Raw genomic sequence first — 22,838 nt, forward strand, 5'->3', positions numbered from 1 at the left:
CATTCTTGTTGACGAACACGATGCCGCTCAGCACCCGCTGGTCATCCACGCGCGGCTTACCATGGCTCTTGGGAAAGAACGGTCGCAGCCGCTCCATCTGCTCATCCGTCAGCCAAAACAGGTCGCTCATTCCAGTCTCCTTGCGGAGCCTGAATCAGATCGCGATGCTCACATCAATAGGTCCTGACCCTAGAACCCTTCCGGCAGATCGATGTCGCCCACCACCTGCTGATAGCAGCGCACCGCATAGCGATCGGTCATCCCCGCGATAAAATCCGCGACATGCCGACTCCGCGCCGGTTCTTCATTCGGCAATCGTTCGCGCCATTCCTCGGGCAGCTGCGCCGGGTCGGCGCGATAGGCGGCGAACAGGCCTTGCACGATGCCGTGCGCCGCATCCGCCGCCGCCAGCTGGCGTGGGTGGTGGTAGAGATTGGCGTACATGAACCGCTTCAGGTCGCGCTCCTCGACCCGCATCGCGTCGGAGAAGCCGACCAGCGCACGGCCCGCCGCACGAACATCGGCGACATCCCCCACCCCGCTATCCGCGATTCGGCGGCGGGTTTCGGCGACCAGGTCGTTGACCATCACCCCGATCTGCGACCGGATGAGTTCACTCGCCAGCCTTTTGGGTGCGACGTCGGGGAATTGCGCCCGCGCCGCGTCCCATCCGCGCGCCACCAACGGCACGCCGAGCAGCTGGTCGAGCGTCAGCAGCCCGGCGCGCAAGCCGTCATCGATATCGTGATTGTCATAGGCGATATCGTCCGCCAGCGCGGCGACCTGCGCCTCCAGCGAGGCATGGCTTTCCAGATCGAGCGGAAATCCCGCATCGGCCTCTCGCAACGCCCAGCCGGGATGGCGGACCGGTCCGTTATGTTTGGCCAGCCCCTCCAGCGTTTCCCAGGTCAGGTTCAGCCCATCCCATCGCGGATAGGGGCGTTCGATCTCGGTCAGGGTGCGCAGCGTATGGCCGTTATGATCGAACCCGCCATGATCGGCCAGCGCCGCCTTCAGCGCATCCTCACCCGCATGGCCGAACGGCGGATGGCCGATGTCGTGCGCCAGGCATAACGCCTCGGTCAGGTCCTCGTTCAGCCCCAATGTCCGCGCGATCGTTCGCCCGATCTGCGCCACCTCCAGGCTGTGGGTCAGGCGGACACGGAAATGATCGCCATCGGGCGCCATGAAAACCTGGGTCTTGTGCCGCAGGCGCCGAAAGCTGATCGAATGGATGATCCGATCGCGGTCACGCTGGAACGCGTCGCGCGGACCCCGTTCCAGCCCTTGCGCCTCGCCATGGCGACGCCCCCGGCTCTGGTCGGGATAGGATGCCCAGGGGGCGAAAAGGCTCATCGACACAAGCTTATTTCGAATCGAGCCGCGTCACCGCCTGCCCTGCCTCGCTGGTGACCGGGAAAGCCGATACGCCCTTTTTCGCCAATTGATTGACGAAGGCGCGCGCTTCCTCATCGGTCTTGAACGGGCCGGTCAGCACGCGGTGGGTGGCGCGCAGCGGGGTCTTGTAACCTTGTCGTCCCGCAAAAACGGCGGGTGCCTTCGCCCTGGTCGCGGCCCAAGCCTTTGGCAGATCATCCTCGTTTGCACCGCCCGCAACCTGTACCCAGATGCGTTCGGGGTTGGACCGGGCGCGGCGCTTCTCCTCCGCCTCGGCCTTGTCGGCGAGCGCCTTCTTGGCCGCTTCGGCCTTTTTGGCGGCAAGTGCTTTCCTGTCCGCGGCCGCCTTGGCCGCAGCAGCCTTCCGCTCGGCAGCGGTCGGCGTATGCGGGGCCGAGTCGATGGTCTCGGCGGCTTTTTTGCGCGCATCCTCGTCACGCTCGGCCTTGGCACGCGCTTCGGCCAGGACGCGCTGGGTGCCGCTGTTCGCGGGCGTATTGGCGGCGAGCGCGACCGGGCGTTCGGGTCCATCAACGCCCAGTTCGGACGCCGGAATGGAGAGATTGGCGACGATCCGCGCCAGCACCGAATCCTCACGCACGGCGCGCGCGGCGGCCAGCGAGGGGCGGCGCGTGGCGGTTCGCGTAGGACGCGGAGCCGGCGTAACGCTTCTTTCCGGCGGGGCGGACGCGAGGGCAACCGGTGCCGGCGTGGCGGGGGCCGTGTCCGCCGTGCGAACCGGAGCAGGAGCCAGTGCAGGAGCTGGGGCCGGGGTCGCAGGAAGCGGCTGAACCATGGCGGTGGCGCTGCTCGGTGCCGGGACCGGCGTCGGCTGCACGGCCGGTAGCGGCTCGATGGGCTGACGCGGCGGCGTATTCGCGGCGATGGCAACCGGCGCACGGCTTTCGGCGGGGCTCACCGCGCCGAAATTGCCGGACGAGGTCGGGCTGGCGCCTGGCAGAGGCTGGACCGTTGGAATCGGCGTGGCCGCCGCGACGACGCGTTGCTCGGGCGGGGTCGCCGGGATCGCTTGCGCCGGGACGGGCACCGCAGTCGGAACGGGCGTCATCGGCTGCGGAACCGCCGCCGCAAGGGCAGCGCCACGATTGTCGCGCGACGATCGTCCACCGCGCCGCCGTTCTTCGCGCCTCGTCACCGGGGCCGCCGCGACCGGCGTCGTCACCCTTGCCGACGCCAGCGCGACCGGGGCCTCGGGGGCCAGCGCGGGCAGATTGGGCGCCAGTCGCGCATCGGCCAGACGCTCGGGCGTGGCGCGCGTCTCGCCGAAATGGACCGCAAAGGCGCGGTCCACCGCAGGCAGGGTCGGCAGGCGCTGGAAAAAGGGTTGCAGCCCCTGCGCCAGTTGCGGGGGCATCATCGTGCTCGCGATCCGTGTCGCTTCTGGCAGGTCGCCAGCCATGGCGAGGATGAACGCCCGCGCGCGCCATGCCGCACGGTCCGTCTTGCGCAGCAGCGGATCGAGCTGTTCCAGCGCCTGCTCGCGCTGTCCCGAGATACCCAGCGACAAGGCGTAGCGGCGGATCACCTCGTCGCTCGCGCCATTGGCCAGTGCCAGCCGATAATCGCGCTGCGCCCGCGCCTGATCGCCGATCAGGTCATAGGCCAAACCACGATCGGCGGCAAAACGGGCCGCGGGCAGGCCTGCCGCCTCGGCCTGCGTGAAATAGCGAAGCGCCTCGCCCGGGCGTTCGGATCGCACCAGGATCGACGCCATGCCCGCCTTGATCCGCGGATCGCGCGCGTCGACCTTTTCCGCTCGAGCCAGAAGCGACGCCGCACCGGACAGGTCGTCCAGCTTGATCGACAGATCGGCCGCCTCGACCAGCGCATCGACGTTCCGGGGATTTTGCGCCACGCGGCGCATCACGTCCCCCAGGCGATCGGCATCGGTGGTGCCGGGAAGCGGCTGTACCACTTCCTGTGCGGACAATGGCACCGGCGAAACCGCGAGCGCCAGGACGAGCGCCAACGAGGCGCGGGGAAGAAATGCGAACGTCATGAGACCATGTTCCATAAAGCGCGTTTCGGCGCGCGCGGCAATGCCCATCGCACAGCTTGCGCGCCCGAGTGCACCGGGCGGTCGACCAACAGGCGGAGCGAAGCTTGGCGGTTGGCGGACCTGGCATTGGGGCCAAGCCGATGGCGGTGTGGGGACCGTGCGGCTGGGGACATGCCTCCGCCAGGATTTTACCCTACGACCTCCCCTTGCGAGGATCGTTGCAAAACGCGCTACGCAATCGCCGGATGGGCCAGCATCGGGTTGGAGAAGCGCTGCCAGCTTGTGTCGATCGGTGCGTGACGGGCCTTCGGCCTATGCCGGGGTAATGCAGGACGAACCGATGCCCGCAACGCTCTCCTGCGAGGGAGGGAACGGGAGGCCGCTCCGCCGGAATGTCGATACGGCGCAGGGATACCATCCCCCCCAAAAGCACGAAGGGCCCGCGCAACCCTATGGCGCAGGCCCTTCGCTGTTATGCCCGGTCCGCCCTTCCGAACGGATCGGGCGACACCTTACTGGTTGTTCTGGCGATGCAGGAAGCGCGGAATGTCGAGCGACGAGTCCGATCCGCCCTGGCCATTCTCATCGCGTTGCGCGCCACGGGCGGCGTTCGACATACGCTCGAACAAGGTGCCGCCCAGCTTCACGCGAGGCGCGGGCTGCGCCGGAACCTCGCCCGCTTCGCTGCCCGGAGCCAGCCAGCGACGACGCGCCTCTTCGCTGCCGGGGGCGGGCTCGACTGCCGCCTGGGTCGGTGCGGGCTGTGCCGGGGCAGCGGCGCTGGGGACGATCGTGTCGGTCCCCAGAACCAGTTCGTCGTCCTGGGACGGAGCGACGGGCGCAGGCTTGGGAGCGGAACTGCCGAGCGTCGACGCCGCCGGGGCGACGGGCGGCACCGGAGCCGGGGCGGGCGTCGGCGCGGCAGCCGCCGGCTGCGCGACCGGAGCAGGTGCCGGCGTCGGGGCGGAAGACGTCGTGGCCGCCGGCTCGCTCGGACGATAGCTGGGGGTTTCGTCGGCCTTGCGCGCCATGCCGCCCATGCTGAAGCTGCTGCGCTGCGCCTCGGTCGGCGCCGCCGCACCCGGCTTCACATCGGCGTCGATGCCGGTGGCGACTACCGACACGCGGATGCGGCCTTCCAGTTCGGGATTGAAGGCCGAACCCCAGATGATGTTCGCATCCGGATCGACCAGCTCGCGAATGTGGTTCGCCGCCTCGTCCACCTCCAGCAGGCGCATGTCGTCGCCGCCGGTGATCGAGATGATGACGCCCTTGGCCCCCTGCATCGACACGCCGTCGAGCAACGGGTTGGCGATCGCCTTCTGCGCCGCCTCGATCGCGCGATTGTCGCCGGTGGCTTCACCGGTGCCCATCATCGCCTTGCCCATCTCCTGCATCACCGAGCGGACGTCGGCGAAGTCGAGGTTGATGAGGCCCGGCATGACCATCAGGTCGGTGATGCCGCGCACGCCCTGCTGCAGCACCTCGTCCGCCATCGAGAACGCTTCCTTGAAGGTCGTGTTCGCATTGGCGATCAGGAAGAGATTCTGGTTGGGGATGACGATCAGCGTATCGACGTACTTCTGCAGCTCCTCGATGCCGCCGTCCGCCGACTTGGCGCGACGATTGCCCTCGAAGGCGAAGGGCTTGGTCACCACGCCCACGGTCAGGATGCCCATGTCGCGCGCCGCCTTGGCGATGACCGGGGCCGCGCCGGTGCCGGTGCCGCCGCCCATGCCCGCCGCGATGAAGCACATATGGCTTCCCTCAAGCAGCTTCGACAGATCCTCGATCGTCTCCTCGGCGGCCGCACGACCGATTTCGGGGCGGCTGCCCGCGCCCAGGCCCTGGGTGATCTTGGCACCCAGCTGGATACGCTGCGGCGCGATCGACTGCTTCAACGCCTGCGCGTCGGTGTTGGCGACGAGGAAATCCACGCCCTGCACCTCGGCGCGCATCATGTTCGCGATCGCGTTGCCGCCGGCACCGCCGACACCGATCACCGCGATGCGCGGCGTCAGTTCGTCGACCTCGGGTGCGATGAATTCGATGCTCATCCCAATATTACTCCGCCGTTCCTGGTCGATACGCTAAGACCAGGCCCCTGAATGATCGTTAGTGCACCAGAGGACTGCCCGGTGCCAACATAAAACCGTCCAACTTGGAAGGCTTTTCCTTAATAATTTGCCTTAGCCGCCTGAATCAGCCGCCGAAACAGCCCCATACCACTCGGCCGGTGAACGGTCTGGTTGGTGGGAGCGATGCTGCGCAGGTCGATCGGGTCGGTCGCGGCGTAGAATGCCAGTCCAGCGAGCGTCGCGAAAGCCGGTCCGCCATGCGCATCGGGCAGGCCGGACAATCCGCGCGGTCGCCCGATCCGAACCGAACGGCCCAGCGCCTGTTGCGCATAATCGGCAATGCCCTTCAACTCCGCGCCGCCCCCGGTCAGCACCACCTGGCGGCCCACCGGCCCTTCGAACTTCAGATGCTGGAGCGCCTTGCGAATCTCGCCCATCTGATGCTCCAGCCGCTGGCGGATCACGCCGATCAGCTGCGCCTTGGTGATCTGCATCGTATCGCCGCCGTCCTCGGCGGAGATCGGCGTCACCTGGATCATATCGTGATTGTCGCGCGGGGAGGCGTTGGCCGAGCCGTGGAAGCACTTCATCCGCTCGGCCATCTGGCGCCGCGTGCCGAAGGCGGAAGCGACATCGTCGGTAATATCCGCCGCCCCCATGGGCAGCGAACACAGCCCGACCAGCATTCCCCCGGCGAACAGCGAGACGTTGGTGATCCCCGCCCCCATCTCGACCAGCGCGACGCCCAATTCACGCTCTTCATCGGACAGACAGGCCAGACCCGTCGCGACCGGCGCTGCGATGATCGACTTCACCTCCAGATGCGCCGAGCGGACGCACAGATCGAGGTTGCGCACCGGCGATCCGTCGGCGGCAACGACATGGATATGCACGCCCAGCCGGTCGGCGTGGAGGCCCAGCGGCTTCTTCACGCCGGTCAGCCCGTCGAGCGTATAGAGCGCGGGCTGCGCGTGCAGCACCATCCGCCCCTGCGGATCGATCGAGTTGCGCCCGGCAGCCAGCAGCGCGTCGATATCGCCCTGTTCGACCTGATGGCCGCCCAGCTCGAACTCGACCTCCGCGACGTCGGACACCAGGCCCCCGGCCGAGAAGCCGACCCAGACATTCTCGATGTTCAGCCCGGCGATCCGTTCGGCCTGTTCGACCGCTTCGCGCACCGCGGCTTCGGTCGCGCCCATATCGGCGATATAGCCACGCTTGACGCCCCGGCTCTCGCGCTGACCGGTGCCCAGCACGATCAGTTCGCCGCCATCCCCCTTGCGGGCGATCAGCGCGGATACCTTGGACGATCCGATGTCCAGGGCGGTGATCAGCCCTTCGGGCGCAATTTTCGCCATGGTCCCGTTACCCCTGTGATTCCCCCGTGCCGGACGCACCTTCGGCGTCGCCCTCCGGCACGGTGCCTCCCTTGGCCGATCCCCCGGCCTGCGCCGGTTCGGCCAGTGCATGGTTCTGATTCAAACCGGGCTTTCGCGCAACCAGCTTCGTGGGGTCGCGCATGTCGAACCGCAGCCAGCCCCGGCCGAGCAGCGGCCGCGATCCGTCCATCGCCGCGAAGCGCATGAGCGCCGCCCCCGCCCCGTCCTCAGGAAGCGCCAGCGTCTCGCCGCTGTCGAAGGTAAGGTCCCAACGGCGGTTGCCGATCCAGGTCGCGGCCTTCACGCGCGGCTTCAGAGCAGGTGCGGCGGACAGCAATGCCTGATAGGCCGGTTCCTGCAAATTGGCGCCCGGCCCGATGACCAGCGGCAGGTCGGGCATCGCTTCTGGCTGGACCGGCTCCAGCAGCACACCGCCTGCGTCGATCAGCGTCAGCTGGCCGTTATCCTGCCACACCGCCGCCGGGCTGCGCTCCTCGATGTCGACGAGCAGCGTGTCGGGCAAGCGGCGCGAGACATGCGCGTCCTTGATCCAGCCATAGCGAAGCAGCTTGGCGCGGACATCTTCCAAGTTGACCAGCGGCATCGCCCGGCTCTGCTGGTCGAGCGCGACGGCATAGACGGTCATCCGGTCCATGCGTTTCAGGCCGGTGACCTCGATCTGCTGGACGCGGAACCCGGCATGGCCCGCCTGCTCGGCGATCGCGGTGCCGATCATGCCCGGCACGCCGATATAGGTCGCCACCGCCAGAGCCGCCGCGCCCGCACCGCCCAGGATCGACCAGGTGACCGCCTTCTTGATCGTCTCCTCGCTGACCGGCAGGCGACCGAGCAGCCGCTGCGCCAGCGTCTCGCGACGCACCGGCTGACGCCGACGCGGCACGGGACGGCGGGGCGATGGCCCGCGCTTGATCGTACGGCTCATCCCGCCTGGTCCTTGTACCAGGCCACCGCCTCATCGACGATCGCCTGGACCAGCGTGTCGTAATCCATGCCGACATGGCGGCCCTGCTCGGGCACCAGGCTGAGCTGCGTCATGCCCGGCTGGGTGTTCACTTCCAGCAGGAACAGCCCGTCGACCCCGCGTTCATCGTCCCAGCGGAAATCGGAACGCGACGCACCCCGGCAACCCAGGATACGGTGCGCCTCCAGCGCCAGCGACTTGCACGCCTCGGCGATCTCGTCCGGAATCTGCGCGGGGCAGACATGCTCGGTCAGGCCATCGGTATATTTGGCGTCGAAATCATACCAGCCATTCTTGGGCTTCAGCTCGGTCACGCCCAGAGCACGGCCGCCCAGAACGGCGGTCGTCAGTTCACGGCCGCGGATATAGGGCTCGGCCAGCAATTCCTCGAACTCGCCCCACGGACCTGCCGCATCGCGCGCGATCGGGCTGCCATGGTTGCTGGTGTCGGTGACGATCGCGACGCCGACCGACGAGCCTTCATTGACCGGCTTTAGCACATAGGGCCGCGGCAGCGGATCACCGGCGAACAAATCCTCCGACTTCACGATCCGGCCGCCGGGCATGGGAATGCCGTGCGGGACCAGCGCCTGCTTGGTCAGTACCTTGTCGATCGCGATGACCGAGGTGGCGAGACCTGAATGGGTGTATGGAATGCCCATCAGGTCGAGCATCCCCTGCACCGTGCCGTCCTCGCCGGGCGAGCCGTGGAGCGCGTTGAAGACGATGTCAGGCTGAGCCTCGACCAGTTTCGCCGCGACGTCGCGGTCCATGTCGATCCGGGTGACGCGGTGGCCGTTCCGCTCCAGCGCATCGGCGACGCCCGCGCCCGACATCAGCGACACCGGCCGCTCCGCCGACCAGCCGCCCATCAGAACCGCGATATGGAGATGATCGGTCACTTCGCGATTCCCACTCTTTGAATTTCCCATTCGAGCGTCACGCCCGACTGCGCCTTGACCTTGGCTCGGACGTCCTCGCCCAGCGCCTCGATCTCCGCCGCCGTGGCATTGCCGAGGTTGAGCAGGAAGTTGCAGTGTTTCTCCGACACCTGCGCATCGCCCAGCGTCAGCCCGCGACACCCCGCCGCATCGACCAGCGCCCAGGCCTTGTGCCCCTCCGGATTCTTGAAGGTCGATCCGCCGGTCTTCGACCGCAGAGGCTGCGACGCTTCGCGCGCAGCGGCGATGCGGTCCATCTCGGCCTGAATGGCTTGCGGTTCGGCCGCGTGCCCCCGGAACGTCGCCTCGACCACCACCGTGCCGTCGGTCAGGTTGGAGTGGCGATAGGTATAGCCCAGGTCGGCGGCGCCCAGCGTCTCGACCGTGCCGTCCCGGCGGACGACGGTGGCGGAGACCAGCACATCGGCCACCTCGCGCCCATAGGCCCCGCCGTTCATCCGCACGAAGCCGCCGACCGTGCCGGGGATCGAACGCAGGAATTCCAGCCCGCCAATGCCCGCATCGCGGGCGTTGGACGAGACGAGGATGCCCGATGTGCCTCCGCCGCAGGTGACGAGGTGCCCCTCCTCCGCCCGCGCATAGGAAAAGGGCTTGCCCAGCCGCACCACCACGCCCGGCACGCCGCCGTCACGCACGATCAAGTTGGAGCCGAGGCCCAGGGCCATCACCGGCACATCCGATGCCAGCTCGCGCAGAAAGGCCGACACGTCTTCGACGCTCTTCGGCTCCAGTAGATATTCGGCCGGTCCGCCCGCCTTGAACCACACCAGCGGCGCCAAGGGTGCGCTGGGGGTCAATCGGCCGGCGGTGTCGGGCAGGGTCATCGACGCGCCTCGACCGCTGCCGCGAGGCCCGCCGCCCATTTGGTGATGTCGCCTGCCCCCAGGCAGACGATCATATCGTCCGCACGGATCGAACCTGCCAGTTCTTCGGCCAGTGCATCGGCATCAGCGACGGTCGCGGTCGAGCGATGCCCGCGCCGCTTCAGCCCCTCGACCAGCGCCTGCGCATCGACGCCCTCGATCGGCTGCTCGCCCGCCGCATAGACTGGGGTTACCAGCACGCGGTCGGCGTCGTTGAAGGCGGTCTGGAACTCCTCCATCAAATTGCCGAGCCGGGTGAAGCGGTGCGGCTGCACCACCGCGATCACGCGACCCCGCGCGCCTTCCCGCGCGGCGGCCAGCACCGCACGAATCTCGACCGGGTGATGGCCGTAATCGTCGATCACGATCGCCGTGCCGCCGTCCACCGCGATCTCGCCGACCTTGGTGAAGCGGCGCTTCACGCCACCGAACTGGCCGAAGCCCTGCTGAATGGTCGCGTCCTCGATGCCCAGTTCCAGCGCGACGCCGATCGCCGCCAGCGCATTCTGGACATTGTGCCGGCCGGGCATGGGCAGCTCGATCCCCTCGATCGAGCGGCTGGAGCCATCGCGGTTGCGGATGATCGCCTCGAACCGGTTACCGCCGGGGATGGGCGTGACGTTGACGCCACGCACGTCCGCCTGGGCTGAGAAACCATAGGTCACGACACGCCGGTCGCGGACGCGCGGCAGGATGTTCTGGACCTCCGGGTGGTCGAGGCACAGCAGGGCCGCGCCGTAGAAGGGCACATTCTCGACGAACTCGACGAACGCGTCCTTCACCCGGTCGAACGAGCCATAATGGTCGAGATGCTCGGGATCAATATTGGTCACCACCGCGATCGTGCCGTCCAGCCGCAGGAAGCTGCCGTCGCTCTCGTCGGCCTCGACCACCATCCAGTCGCTGGCGCCCAGACGCGCGTTCGAGCCATAGCTGTTGATGATGCCGCCATTGATGACGGTCGGGTCCACCCCACCCGCATCCAGCAGCGCGGCGACCATCGAGGTCGTCGTCGTCTTGCCATGCGTCCCCGCCACCGCGACGGTGGACTTCAGCCGCATCAGCTCGGCCAGCATCTCGGCGCGGCGCACCACGGGGATGCGGCGTTCCAGCGCGGCTTCGACTTCGGGGTTGGAGCGGGTGATCGCGGTCGAGGTGACGACGACGGCCGCATCGCCCAAATTATCGGCCGCGTGCCCGATCGCGACCGCAATGCCCTTATCGCGCAGCCCCTGCACGACATAGCCCTCGGCCACGTCGGAGCCCTGCACGCGGTAGCCGAGATTCTTCATCACTTCGGCAATGCCCGACATGCCGATGCCGCCGATACCGACGAAATGGATCGTGCCGATGTCCGTCGCGACGCCCTTCATGCGCCCATCCCCGCCAAATTCCCTGTCCTTTGCGATTTGCCCACCGGCAAGACCATGCGCGGTGCGTCGAGGCTTTCGACCAGATCGGCGAGATCGCTCGCCGCTTGCGGTCGGCCACAGCCGCGCGCGCGACCCGCCGCATTCTCCAGCGCCGCCGGGTCGAGGCCCAGCTTCTGCATCTGCTTGGCCAGTTCGACCGGCGTGAAATCTTTCTGCGCGATGGTGCGCGCACCGCCCGCCTTGGTCATCTCGCGTGCGTTCACCGTCTGGTGATCGTCGGTCGCACTCGGCAGGGGCACTAGGATCGCTGGCCGCCCCGCCACGGTCAGCTCGGCCAGCGTCGAGGCCCCTGCCCGCGCGATGACCAGATGCGCCCAGGCCAGTTGCTCGGGCAGGTCGGGCAGATAGGTAGCGAGTTCGGCCGGAATCTCATGCTCGGCATATTTCGCGCGGACTTCGTCGATATCCTCGATCCGCGCCTGATGCGTCACCTGCAACCGCCGCCGGAATGTGACGGGAAGCATGGCGAGGCCATCGGGCACCACCTTGGACAGGATGCTCGCCCCCTGGCTGCCGCCGGTGACGAGGACGCGGAAGATGCCGTCCTCCTCCAGCAGCGGATAGGGCCGCGACCGCAGTGCGAGCACTTGATCGCGCACCGGATTGCCGACCAGCCGGGTCTTGTCCGAATGCTTGGCGCTCAGCCGCTGCGTATCCTCATAGGACAGCGCGATCGCATCGACCTTGCCCGCGACCAGCCGGTTGACCCGCCCCAGCACCGCATTCTGCTCATGGATCGCGGTCGGGATCCCCTCAGCGAACGCCGCGAGAAGGGCCGGCATTGCGGGGTAGCCGCCAAAGCCGATCACCGCCGCCGGGCGGAAAGTCTTGTACAGCTCGCGCGCCATCGCGCGGCCGCGCCACATCTCGCGCAGCGCTTTGCCCCAGCCGACGGGACCGCCGGCGAAGCGCCCGGCGGGCAGGACATGGGTTTGAATATCCTCGAACAGCCCCGGGAAGCGCACGCCGCGCGCGTCCGACACCAGCGCCACTCGGTGGCCGCGCCGGGTCAGTTCGGCCGCCAGCGCGGCGGCGGGCACCATATGGCCGCCGGTACCCCCGGCGGCGAGGACGAAGTGACGGCTCATTGCCCGCTCCACCTGACAACATAGGGGCTGCGCGTCAGGAACGGGTTGCGCCGGGTGAATGCCAGCAACAACCCCATCCCGATCGACAGCGCGATCATCGACGAGCCGCCATAGCTGATGAACGGCAGGGTCATCCCCTTGGACGGGGCCAGCCCCGTGTTCACCGCCATCGAAATCAGCGCCTGCGCACCGAACTGCACCGCCAGCCCGGAGGCGGCGTAGAGCTTGAACTCGTCCTGTTCGTCAAGCAGCTTCACGAACACCCGCACCACGATCGCCAGGAAGACGAGCGCGATGATCGAACAGGCGATCAGGCCGAACTCCTCGCCGATCACCGAAAAGATATAGTCGGTATGCGCCTCCGGCAGGCCGAACTTGGCCGAGCCCCCGCCCGGCCCCGTGCCGGTCCAGCCGCCCGCCGTCAGCGTGTTGTGCGCGGCATTGACCTGAAAATGGTCGGCCGCCCCCTCGCCATCGACATCGGGAAACAGGAAGGCGTTGATGCGGCTGCGCGCGACGCCATAGAACATATAGGCGGTGACCAGCCCGATCGGTGCCAGCGATCCGATCGCCAGCATTACCTTGAGCGGCGTGCCCGCGATCATCAACAGCGCGACCCAGACCAGGCAGAAGACGATCGTCTGGCCGAAATCGGGTTGCAGCATCAACAGCCCGGCGACCATCCCGGTCATCCCCATGGTGATGAGGGTCGCAGGCAGATCGCGCTCCTTGGCCTTGAGCGACAGGATCCATGCCGTCGTGACGATGAACATCGGCTTCAGGAATTCGGAAGGCTGGAACTGTGCGATGCCGAAGCCGATCCAGCGCCGCGCGCCGTTGATCTCGACGCCGATAAAGGGCGTGACCGCCAAGATCGCAATCAGGATGCCCGTCCCCAGCACCGCCATTCGTCGCGCGGTAACGACGGGCAGCATCGAGACGCCGAACAGCACGGGCAGCGAAACGCCGACCCACATCACCTGTCGCCAGAAATAGTAAAGCGGCGCGAATTTCCGGTGCTCGCCCGAATAGCGCATCGCGGTCGCGGGACTGGCGGCAGCGACCGCGATCAGGCCGATCGCGATCAGGAACAGGGTGAGCAGCAGGAGCACCCGGTCGATGTCCCAGAACCAGGTGCCCAGCGGCGACCGGTCGCCGCGGCCGCCGCGGCCCTTGATCGATCCGATCAAGCCGGGGCGCGGGGCGGTCTTGGCAACACGGTCCTTCACGCCAAAGCCTCCACCGCCGCGCGGAACGCGTCCCCGCGCGCTTCATAATCGCGGAACTGGTCGAAACTGGCGCAGGCAGGCGACAACAGCACCGTCTCGCCCGGCAGCGCCGCCGCCGCCGCATGGGCGACCGCCGCTTCCAGCGTACCGGACTGCTCGACCACCGGCACCTTGTCCTTCAACAGGTCGAAGAACAACGGCGCCGCCTCGCCGATGGTATAGGCCGCGACGACATGATCCAGATGGGCGGCGCAGGCGTCGAGATCATCGCCCTTGCGCTTGCCGCCGACGATCCAGTGAACGCGCGGAAAGGCCGCCAGCGCGGGCGCGGTGGATTCGGGATTGGTCGCCTTGGAGTCGTTGACGAAGGCCACGCCGTTGCGCGTCGCAACATGCTGCATCCGGTGCGGCAGGCTGGCATAGGTGCGCAGCCCCGCCTCGATCACATCCTCGGCGATGCCCAGGGCACGCGCGACCGCGATGGCGGCTCGCGCATTCTGGGCATTGTGCGGACCTTGCAGCGCGGGCCAGCGGCTCTGGTCGATGACGCCCGGCGCGATGGTGACGAGATCGTCGGTCCGTCCGGCAAGCCCTTGCGCGATGCTGGCCGAAGCCTCGTCGCCCGTGCCGACCACCGCGACATGCCCCGCCGACTGCATCGTGAACAGCCGCGCCTTGGACGCTGCGTAACCCGCAAAACTGTCATAGCGGTCGAGATGATCGGGCGTGATGTTGAGCAGCACCGCCACGTCGCAATCCAGGCTCCGGGTCAGGTCGATCTGATAGCTGGACAGCTCCAGCACATAGACGCTGCCTTGCGGCAGAGGCTCCTGCCCCAGGATCGGCAGGCCGATATTGCCGCCCATCAGGGTCGGTACGCCCGCCGTCTTCAGGATGTGATGGACCAGCGCGGTGGTGGTCGATTTACCGTTGGTGCCGGTGATGCCGACGACCTTGTGTGGCGGCAGATCGTGCCGAGCCTGGGCGAAGAGTTCGATGTCGCCGATTATCCGCACCCCCGCCGCACGCGCCGCAGCGGCCAGCGGATGGGTGTTGAGCGGCACGCCCGGGGATACGACCAGCGCATCGAAGCCTGACAGGTCGTCCAGCGGAGCAATGCTCAGCCGGTCATGGGCGGTAAAGGCCTCGCGCTTGGCGGGATCGCTGTCCCAGGCCACGACGCTCGCCCCGCCTTCCAGCAATGCCGAAACGGTCGCGGCGCCGGAGCGCGCCAGCCCCAGCACCGCGAAAGTCTTGCCCGCCCAGTCGTGCGAAACGATCATCGCAGCTTCAACGTCGACAGGCCCGCCAGCGCCAGCACGAAGGCGATGATCCAGAAACGGATCACGACCGTCGGCTCCGACCAGCCAAGCTGTTCGAAGTGATGGTGGATCGGTGCCATGCGGAACACGCGCTTGCCGGTCCGCTTATAGAAGAAGACCTGGATGATGACCGACATCGCCTCGACCACGAACAGGCCGCCGATGATGCCCAGCACGATTTCGTGATGCGCGACCACCGCGATGGTGCCGAGCGCGCCGCCCAGCGCCAGGCTGCCCGTGTCGCCCATGAACACCGCCGCCGGGGGCGCATTGAACCACAGGAAGGCGAGGCCTGCGCCGACCACCGCACCGCAAAAGATCGCCAGCTCGCCCGCGCCCGGCACATGCGGGATGCCCAGATAATCGGCGAACTTCACGTTACCCGCCAGATAGACGATGACCATGAAGGCGACGCTGGCGATGATGACCGGCATGGTCGCAAGCCCGTCCAGCCCGTCGGTCAGGTTCACCGCATTGCCGAACGCCACGATCGTGAAGGCGGCGAACAGCGGATAGACATAGCCGAGGTCGATATACATGCGCGAGGTGAAGGGCAGATAGAGGTGCGGCCCGTTCTGCCCCATGATGATCCATGCGGCGATCCCGGCGATGGCGAATTCCAGCAGCAGCCGCGTCCGCCCGGACACGCCCGCAGTCGAGGCTTTGCGCACCTTGTCATAATCGTCGAGGAACCCGATCGCCCCGAACCCCAGCGTCACGAACAGGCACGCCCAGACGAAGGGATTGAAGACGTTCATCCAGATCAGGATGGACAGCGTCATGCTGGTCAGGATCATCAGCCCGCCCATGGTGGGCGTGCCACGCTTGGCGAGGTGCGTCTGGGGCCCGTCCGCGCGGATCGGCTGCCCCTTGCCCTGGCGGACGCGCAGCCAGCCGATGAAGCGCGGCCCGATGATCAGGCCGATGAACAGCGCGGTCGCGACCGTCGCGCCGGTCCGGAACGACTGGTAACGGATGAGGTTGAGAAGCCCCGGAAACCCGAGATGCTCCGCGATCCAGTACAGCATCTAACTCACGCCCCGCCCGTTCGGATTTCGTCGCGCAGGGCGGCTACGACACGCGCCAACCCCACCCCGTTCGATCCCTTGATCAGCACCACGTCATCGGGTGCGACAATCGTGGCCAGCGCCTCGCGCGCGGCCTTCGCATCGGCCACATGGACGAAATCGACCCGCCCCTCAAGCGCAGCCGCCAGCGGCGTCATCGATTCACCGACCAGCAGCGCCTTTTCGACGCGCGCGGCCAGGATCGGCTCGGCCAAGCCCGCATGATAGTCGGCGGAATCCTCACCCAGCTCGCGCATTTCGCCCAGCACCGCGACATGGCGGCCTGGCTCCTCGGCCAGCACCGCCAGCGTTGCGCGCATGGAGGCGGGATTGGCATTGTAGCTTTCGTCGATGATGAGCGCGCCATTGCCCGCACGGAACCGCGCGCCGCGTCCGGGCAGGCCGCCCAGTTCGGCCAGCGCCAGCCCGGCAAGCCCCAGATCGCCGCCCGCCGCATCCACCGCCGCCAACACGGCCAGCGCGTTGGACACCCAATGGCGTCCCGGCTGCGACAGGGTGAAGTTCAACTCCCGTTCGCCCAGCCGCGCGGTGACGAAGCTGCCACCGGTCGGCCCGCGCATCGCCTCGACCGCGCGGACATCAGCCTCCGGCGTGAAGCCGAAGGTCACGATCCGCTCGGCATAGGGCCTGGCCGCCGCGATCAGCCGCTCGCGATGCGGGCTGTCATAGGGGATGATCGCGGTGCCGCCGGGCTCCAGCCCCCGAAAGATTTCGCCCTTGGCATCGGCGATGGCCGATTCATCGGGGAAGAATTCGGTATGCGCGGGGGCGATGGCGGTGACGATCGCGATATGCGGGCGGACCATCGCGGTGAGCGCGGTCAGTTCCCCCGCATGGTTCATCCCCATCTCGAACACGCCCGCGCGCATCTCGCGCGGCATCCGCGCCAGGCTTAGGGGCACGCCGGTATGGTTGTTGTAGCTCTTGACCGAGCGGTGCACCGCCCCGCGCCAGCCACGCTCCAGCGCGGCATAGAGCGCTTCCTTGGCGCTGGTCTTGCCGACCGATCCGGTGACGCCGATGATCGTCGCCGGCGTTCGCGCGCGCGACGCACGTCCCAGATCCTCCAATGCATGGAAACTGTCGGCGACGCGCACATGCGGGTGGTCGGTATCGGCGCTGACCAGCGCGCCCGTCGCCCCTTGCGCAAAAGCCTGATCGAGGAAGCGGTGGCCGTCGGTCGCCTCCCCCGACATCGCGACGAACAGGTCGCCCGGCCCCACTTCGCGGCTGTCGAAGGCGACGCCGGACACGGCGAAGCCATCCGAAGCGGTGCCGCCGGTCGCCTGCGCGATCTCCTGCGCGGTCCAAAGGCTCACTTGCCCTCCCCCTTCGAAGAGGCGCCATAATGGAGCGACAGCTTGGGGCGGACCCGCGCGGGCGTCTCCGACGGCGCGGTATCGCTGGTCTGGGCGGGGGGCGTCTTCGTCGTCGGCTTGGCCGTCATGCCGCGCACTCCCGCGCAACCGCCACATCGTCGAAGGGCAGGACGAGGTCGCCGATGATCTGCCCCTGCTCATGCCCCTTGCCCGCGATCAGGACGATGTCCTGCTCGCCCGCCTCGGTGATGGCGGCGGCGATGGCGTCGCGTCGGTCGCCGATCTCGATCGCACCGGTCGCGCCGCGCATGACCTGGGCACGGATGGCGGCGGGATCTTCTGTGCGGGGATTGTCATCGGTGACGATGACCCGGTCCGCGTGCATCGACGCGACCTGCCCCATCACCTCGCGCTTGCCCGGATCGCGGTCGCCGCCCGCACCCAGCACCACGATCAGCCGCCCGCCCGCATGGGGCTTGAGCGCGGCGATCGCAGCCTCGATCGCGTCGGGGGTATGCGCATAGTCGACATAGATGGGCGCGCCGCTCTTGGCGATGGCCGCCCGCTCCAGCCGCCCGCGCACCGGCTGCAACCGAGCGAGATCGGCGATGGTCTTCGCCACGTCGCCCCCGGTCGCGATGACCAACCCGGCGGAAACCAGGGCATTGGCCGCCTGATAGGCGCCGATCAGCGGCAACTGGACCTTGTGCACCGTCCCCTGCTCGTCCTCGATCACCAGACCCTGCCCCAGCAGCGTGGGATGCCGCTCGACCAGCTTCAGCGTCGAGCCCCGCTCGCCGACCGTGACCAGCCTGTTGCCGCGCGCCCGCGCCAGGTCGATGACCCGACCGCTCTGCACGTCATCGGCCCAGACGACCGCCGTCCCCTCGGGCGACAGCACTTCGGAGAACAGTCGCATCTTCGCGGTCAGATAGGCGCCCATATCGCCATGATAGTCGAGATGGTCGCGCGACAAATTGGTGAAGGCCGCCGCCGATACCGTCAGCCCTTCGGTGCGATATTGGGTCAGGCCATGGCTCGACGCCTCGAATGCCAGATGGGTCACCCCCTCGCGCGCCAGCCCGGCGACGTTCGACAGGAAGGTGACAACATCGGGCGTGGTCAGTCCGGTATAGGTCCGCTCATCCGCCGTGGTGACGCCCAGCGTCCCGATCGAGGCGGCGTGATGCCCCGCCATCCGCCAGAGCTGACGCGTCATCTCGACGGTCGAGGTCTTGCCGTTGGTCCCGGTCACCGCCACCGCCGTCGCCGGGAAGGGCGCGAAGAACGCCGCCGCCAGCCGGGCAAAGGCCGCACGCGGCTCGTCCGAGGCGATGTGGATCGCCCCCTCCACCGTCGCGCCGGGCCGCGCGACCACAGCCACCGCGCCGCTGCGCACCGCATCGGCGATGAAGTCCTCGCCATTCACCCGCGCACCCTGAAAGGCGCCGAAGATGGTGCCCGGCGCGACCTTGCGATGGTCGATCGCAAAACCGGAGACGAGGGCGTCGCCGCCCTCGCCCGTGATGCCATGGTCCAGTTGATTCAGCTTCATGCGGCCAGCCTCATCGCCCATCCGTCGGCGGCGCCTTGGGATCCTGCCACAGCGTGGGCAGAATGTCGGACACGTCCACATCCTTGTTGGCGTCGGGCACCACGCCCAGCATCGAGCCCACCCGAGCGATCGTCCGCCCGACCACCGGGGCGGCGTTCCAGGCTGCGGTCTTCCACCCGAACGTCTCCTTCGTACCCTTTGGCGAGTCGAGCATCGCCAGCACCACATAGCGCGGCGCATCCATGGGGAACGCCGCGGCAAAGGTAGCCACGTTGCGCGACCGATCATAGCCACCCGCGACCGCCGCCTCCGCGGTACCCGTCTTGCCTCCGACGCGATAGCCGGGCGCATCGCCCTTGCGACCCGTGCCGCGCATCACGATCAGACGCAACATCTGGCGCATCTTGTAGCTGGTCGCCTCGCTCAGCACCCGGCGTCCCGCGGCGCCGTGGCCAGCTTCGACCTTCAACAACGTCGCAGGCCGCCAGATGCCACCATTGACCAGCGCGGCATAGGCCGAGGCCAGGTGGAGCGGCGTCACCGCGATGCCATGGCCATAGGCCGTCGTCATCGTCGTGGTCCGCGCCCAATAGGTCGGCAGCAGCGGACGCCCCTTTTCGCGCAGTTCAATATCGGGCTTGGTATCGAAGCCCAACTTCCTGAACATCGCCTGCATCCTCTGCGGCCCGATCTCGTCGGCGACGCGCGCAGTGGCGATGTTGGACGAATAGATCAGCGTCTCAGCCATGTTCAGCCAACGCTTCGGATCGCCCGCCTCGTCATGGATGGTATAGCCGCCGACCTTGAGCGGATGGGTAGCGTCGAAGCGCCGCTGCATCGAGGTGACGACGCCATTCTCCATCGCGGTCGCCATGGTGATCGGCTTGAAGGTCGACCCCAGTTCGAACACGCTCTGCGTCGTGATGTTGCGCAGTTCGTCGGTGCCCGCCATGCCGACCCGGTTGGGGTTGAAGGTGGGCAGCGAGACCATCGCGATCACCTCGCCGGTGTGCACGTCCAGGATGATGCCGCCGCCGCCGCGCGCCGCGAAGGTGTTCATCGCGCGACCGAGTTCGCTCTCCAGCGCGGCCTGCGCGCGGGTGTCGATCGACAGGGCGACCGGCTTGCCCGCCTGTGTCGGGTTGAGCAGCCGCTCGTCGAGAACGCGCTCCATGCCGCTCATGCCGTGCCCATCGGTCGACAGGAAGCCCAGCGCATGCGCAGCGAGCGTGGATTGCGGATAGAGCCGCTGCGTCTCGCGGTCGAAGACCAAGCCCGGCTCGCCGATGGCATTGACCTGCTCGACCAGGGTCGGGCTGGCGCGGCGTTGCAGATAGACGAAATTGGCCTTGCGGGTCAGCTGGTTGTAGAACCAGGCCTGGTCCCCGCGATCGGGCATCAGCGCGGCGAGGCGCGCGGCGATGTCCATCGGATCGCCGATCAGCTTCTTGGGATGGACCGCGATGGTCCAGCTATCGATCGTGCGCGCGAGCGGCGCGCCGTTGCGATCGACGATGTCGCCGCGCGCGGCCAGCGTCGCGGTCCGCGCCGCCGCATCCGCCGGGCCGGCGAACACCGCCAGCAGCATCAGCCGCCCGATCACGACGACCACCGCCGCGCCGAACAGCATCATCAACATCATCAATCGCATATGCGTCGTCGCGACCAGCGCATGGCGCTGGCCGGCGGTACGCTGCGTTCCGGTGGGACGCGCGACGAGAACGCTCAATGCCGCCGCCGCGATTCGGACTTGGCCCCCTTCAGAATGTCGCCAAGCGTCGTGTCGGACAGAAGCTGACGGTCGAGCATGGCGACCGCCTGCGGACGCACCTTGGCCACGGCGGCGGCGGTGCGCACGGTCGCGATCGGGGCGGGCTTACCGGCCTTGGCCGCATCGCCGCGCGCTACGATGCGTTCGGCCACGGCCTTCACGACCTGCGGCTTGGGCAGATCGACCTTCGCCAACTGCACGACGGGGGCGGGTGCGGAGGGCTTGGTCGCAGCGGGGACGGCGGCCATCGCATCCGGCTGGGCGACCGGAACGGGCTGCGAGGGGACGAGCAAGGCGGTCTGGACGGCACCCGATTCCGGCCCGCGCGTCACGTCGAGCGAGGCGAGTTGCGCCTCGTCACCCACGAACTGCCCGGCGACCGGCGCGGTCAGCGCCAGCGTATCGCCGTTCCACTTTTCAAGCTGGACCAGATTGGCGCGCGTGTCGAACTCAGTCTCCAGCGCACGGATGTCACGCTCGGCGGTGCGGATACGGACGTTGACGTCGTCGAGCTTCTTGCGCTCCGCCGCCACCTGCAGGGACACCAGGTAAAAGCCCAGGACGACTGCCACGCAGCTCCCGAACCACCCGATCCCCTTCAACCGATACGCCGCCGTCATACGCCCAACTCCTGACCCAACTCGCCCCCCGGCGCCCGCCCCTGCCCCGCCGACCAGGCGGGGAATTCCGTTCGTGTCGCAAACCGCAACGTCGCGGACCGCGCGCGCGGATTGCGGGCCAGTTCGGCCTCGCCCGCGCGGATCGCCTTGCCGACGTTCGTGAAGCTCGGCGCACGCGTGGCCGCCTGCTCCGGCAGGTGGCGCGATCCGCCCGGCATCTGCCCGGCCCGCTCGCGGAAGAAGCGCTTGACCATGCGATCTTCCAAGCTGTGAAACGTCACCACCACCAGCCGCCCGCCCGGCTTCAACGCGCGCTCCGCCGCCGCCAGCCCATCGGCCAGTTCGTCCAGTTCGCGATTCACATGGATGCGGATCGCCTGGAAGGTCCGGGTCGCCGGGTCCTTCTTGTCATGCGGGCGATAGCCCAGCGCGCGGCGCACCACGGCGGCCAGTTCGCCGGTTCGGGTCAGCGGACGCGCGGCGACGATCGCCTGCGCCACCCGACGCGAGCGCGGCTCTTCGCCATAATGATACAGCACGTCGGCGATGGCGGCCTCATCGGCGGTGTTCAGAAAGTCCGCCGCCGATTCGCCTTCCTGCGCCATGCGCATGTCGAGCGGCCCGTCCCCCTGGAACGAAAAGCCGCGCTCGGCCTGATCGAGCTGCATCGAGGATACGCCGATGTCGAGCACGACACCGTCCACTGGCTCGGCCAATTCCTGATCCAGCCCCGAAAATTCGCGGTGGACCAGGGTCAGCATGGGCTCAGCCTTGACCAGCGCCTGGCCATTGGCGATCGCATCGGGATCGCGATCGAAGGCGATGACCTTTGCCCCGTTGGCGAGCATCGCACGCGTATAGCCGCCCGCGCCGAACGTGCCGTCGACATGCGTCTCGCCGGGCAGGATGGCGAGCGCGTCGAGGACTTCGTCGAGCAAGACGGGGATGTGCGGAGCGTCGTTGACGGCGGGGCTCACAGCGCGATCCCCTTTTCATGGCAATGGAAGCGCGCGGCCGAGATCATCTTCGGCGGCAGGCCCGGCGTGTCGACCAGCGTCTTGGGATCCCAGATTTCGATATAGTCGAACGTACCCCAGAAAAAGGCATGGCCCGCAATCCCGGCATGGAAACGGGGAAAGCCCGGCATGATGAAACGGCCCGACCCGTCAAAGGGCACCGCCTCGCCATTCGCCAGGTCGCGCTTGATATTATAGTCGATGCGCCCGTCCGGCCCACGCGACATCTCGGTCCGCGCGTCCAGTTCCTTCTTCAGCACGGCAACATAACCCGGATCATAAGCGATCAGACAACGCTCGGTTTCATGGACCGCGATGATGATGGTTCCGCCATCTTTTCCATCAGGGCGCGGCGCATTTTGAGCCAGCGTGGAGCGGAGCGCATTAGGGATGGCGACGCGGCCCTTGTCGTCGACAAGGCCAATGCCACTTCCCTGATACAAACCCCTTTCGGACACGCCAACCTCGCACATGGCGCGCATGCCCCACCGTTTCGGAACCCGACCCGAGCCGCATTCCGACCATTTCTGGATAACAGTGAGCCTGCCCCTCTGTTGGAAATGGGTCTACCTATAGCAGAACCGGGAGGCAACGGGATTTTTGGGGATAACCGGGGAAACTCCTCCCAAAACAAGGAATATGCGACGAACGGCTGGGCGATGAACGGGATGGGACGATCGAGGAAGTAACGGCAGAGTGGCCTGAATCAGCCTTT

At 67.6% G+C, this 22,838-nt stretch carries 19 protein-coding genes and 1 pseudogene; all 20 read right to left on the bottom strand.

Annotation, left to right across the window (positions count from 1 at the left end; genetic code table 11):
• Nucleotides 1-130: pseudogene (locus NZL82_RS06975) on the bottom strand (IS5/IS1182 family transposase); the annotation flags it as partial.
• A gap of 59 nt (nucleotides 131-189) precedes the next feature.
• A complete protein-coding gene (locus NZL82_RS06980; protein ID WP_261269056.1) occupies nucleotides 190-1,356 on the bottom strand; it encodes a deoxyguanosinetriphosphate triphosphohydrolase in 1,167 nt (388 codons plus the stop codon).
• Between the two features lie 10 nt (nucleotides 1,357-1,366).
• On the bottom strand, nucleotides 1,367-3,418 hold the full coding sequence (locus NZL82_RS06985) for an SPOR domain-containing protein (protein ID WP_261269057.1): 2,052 nt from the start codon (nucleotides 3,416-3,418) through the stop codon (nucleotides 1,367-1,369).
• Between the two features lie 512 nt (nucleotides 3,419-3,930).
• Nucleotides 3,931-5,475, bottom strand: a complete 1,545-nt coding sequence (ftsZ, locus tag NZL82_RS06990; RefSeq protein WP_261269058.1) for a cell division protein FtsZ — start codon at nucleotides 5,473-5,475, stop codon at nucleotides 3,931-3,933.
• 119 nt (nucleotides 5,476-5,594) lie between these two features.
• The gene (gene ftsA / locus NZL82_RS06995; protein WP_261269059.1) at nucleotides 5,595-6,854 is read right to left on the bottom strand and encodes a cell division protein FtsA; all 1,260 of its coding nucleotides are present in this window, start codon (nucleotides 6,852-6,854) and stop codon (nucleotides 5,595-5,597) included.
• Nucleotides 6,855-6,861: 7 nt separating this feature from the next.
• Entirely contained in the window at nucleotides 6,862-7,818 is a 957-nt protein-coding gene (locus NZL82_RS07000; protein WP_261269060.1) for a cell division protein FtsQ/DivIB, read from the bottom strand.
• A complete protein-coding gene (locus NZL82_RS07005; RefSeq protein ID WP_261269061.1) occupies nucleotides 7,815-8,759 on the bottom strand; it encodes a D-alanine--D-alanine ligase in 945 nt (314 codons plus the stop codon). Before NZL82_RS07005 ends, NZL82_RS07000 begins: the two co-directional genes overlap by 4 nt.
• Nucleotides 8,756-9,643: a UDP-N-acetylmuramate dehydrogenase gene (gene murB, locus NZL82_RS07010; RefSeq protein ID WP_261269062.1), complete on the bottom strand. Its 888-nt coding sequence runs from the start codon at nucleotides 9,641-9,643 to the stop codon at nucleotides 8,756-8,758. Before murB ends, NZL82_RS07005 begins: the two co-directional genes overlap by 4 nt.
• Entirely contained in the window at nucleotides 9,640-11,055 is a 1,416-nt protein-coding gene (murC, locus tag NZL82_RS07015) for a UDP-N-acetylmuramate--L-alanine ligase (RefSeq protein WP_261269063.1), read from the bottom strand. Before murC ends, murB begins: the two co-directional genes overlap by 4 nt.
• The gene (gene murG, locus NZL82_RS07020; protein ID WP_261269064.1) at nucleotides 11,052-12,203 is read right to left on the bottom strand and encodes an undecaprenyldiphospho-muramoylpentapeptide beta-N-acetylglucosaminyltransferase; all 1,152 of its coding nucleotides are present in this window, start codon (nucleotides 12,201-12,203) and stop codon (nucleotides 11,052-11,054) included. Before murG ends, murC begins: the two co-directional genes overlap by 4 nt.
• On the bottom strand, nucleotides 12,200-13,432 hold the full coding sequence (locus NZL82_RS07025; RefSeq protein ID WP_261269065.1) for an FtsW/RodA/SpoVE family cell cycle protein: 1,233 nt from the start codon (nucleotides 13,430-13,432) through the stop codon (nucleotides 12,200-12,202). Before NZL82_RS07025 ends, murG begins: the two co-directional genes overlap by 4 nt.
• Nucleotides 13,429-14,715 (bottom strand): UDP-N-acetylmuramoyl-L-alanine--D-glutamate ligase, encoded by a 1,287-nt coding sequence (gene murD / locus NZL82_RS07030; RefSeq protein ID WP_261269066.1) that lies wholly within the window; start codon nucleotides 14,713-14,715, stop codon nucleotides 13,429-13,431. The genes NZL82_RS07025 and murD overlap by 4 nt, the downstream gene beginning before the upstream one ends.
• The gene (gene mraY, locus NZL82_RS07035; RefSeq protein ID WP_261269067.1) at nucleotides 14,712-15,782 is read right to left on the bottom strand and encodes a phospho-N-acetylmuramoyl-pentapeptide-transferase; all 1,071 of its coding nucleotides are present in this window, start codon (nucleotides 15,780-15,782) and stop codon (nucleotides 14,712-14,714) included. The genes murD and mraY overlap by 4 nt, the downstream gene beginning before the upstream one ends.
• Before the next feature lie 5 nt (nucleotides 15,783-15,787).
• Complete coding sequence (gene murF, locus NZL82_RS07040; RefSeq protein WP_261269068.1) at nucleotides 15,788-17,161, bottom strand: UDP-N-acetylmuramoyl-tripeptide--D-alanyl-D-alanine ligase; 1,374 nt, start codon at nucleotides 17,159-17,161, stop codon at nucleotides 15,788-15,790.
• Nucleotides 17,158-17,289, bottom strand: a complete 132-nt coding sequence (locus NZL82_RS07045; protein ID WP_261269069.1) for a hypothetical protein — start codon at nucleotides 17,287-17,289, stop codon at nucleotides 17,158-17,160. Before NZL82_RS07045 ends, murF begins: the two co-directional genes overlap by 4 nt.
• A complete protein-coding gene (locus tag NZL82_RS07050) occupies nucleotides 17,286-18,716 on the bottom strand; it encodes a UDP-N-acetylmuramoyl-L-alanyl-D-glutamate--2,6-diaminopimelate ligase (protein WP_261269070.1) in 1,431 nt (476 codons plus the stop codon). The genes NZL82_RS07045 and NZL82_RS07050 overlap by 4 nt, the downstream gene beginning before the upstream one ends.
• Before the next feature lie 10 nt (nucleotides 18,717-18,726).
• Nucleotides 18,727-20,445: a penicillin-binding protein 2 gene (locus NZL82_RS07055; protein WP_261269071.1), complete on the bottom strand. Its 1,719-nt coding sequence runs from the start codon at nucleotides 20,443-20,445 to the stop codon at nucleotides 18,727-18,729.
• Nucleotides 20,442-21,107: a hypothetical protein gene (locus tag NZL82_RS07060; protein ID WP_261269072.1), complete on the bottom strand. Its 666-nt coding sequence runs from the start codon at nucleotides 21,105-21,107 to the stop codon at nucleotides 20,442-20,444. The genes NZL82_RS07055 and NZL82_RS07060 overlap by 4 nt, the downstream gene beginning before the upstream one ends.
• Complete coding sequence (rsmH, locus tag NZL82_RS07065; protein WP_261269073.1) at nucleotides 21,104-22,084, bottom strand: 16S rRNA (cytosine(1402)-N(4))-methyltransferase RsmH; 981 nt, start codon at nucleotides 22,082-22,084, stop codon at nucleotides 21,104-21,106. The genes NZL82_RS07060 and rsmH overlap by 4 nt, the downstream gene beginning before the upstream one ends.
• On the bottom strand, nucleotides 22,081-22,596 hold the full coding sequence (locus tag NZL82_RS07070; RefSeq protein WP_405051352.1) for a division/cell wall cluster transcriptional repressor MraZ: 516 nt from the start codon (nucleotides 22,594-22,596) through the stop codon (nucleotides 22,081-22,083). Before NZL82_RS07070 ends, rsmH begins: the two co-directional genes overlap by 4 nt.
• Nucleotides 22,597-22,838 lie beyond the last annotated feature (242 nt).

Origin of the sequence: Sphingomonas sp. LC-1 (assembly GCF_025371035.1) — a bacterium.
Lineage (GTDB): Bacteria > Pseudomonadota > Alphaproteobacteria > Sphingomonadales > Sphingomonadaceae > Sphingomonas > Sphingomonas sanguinis_E.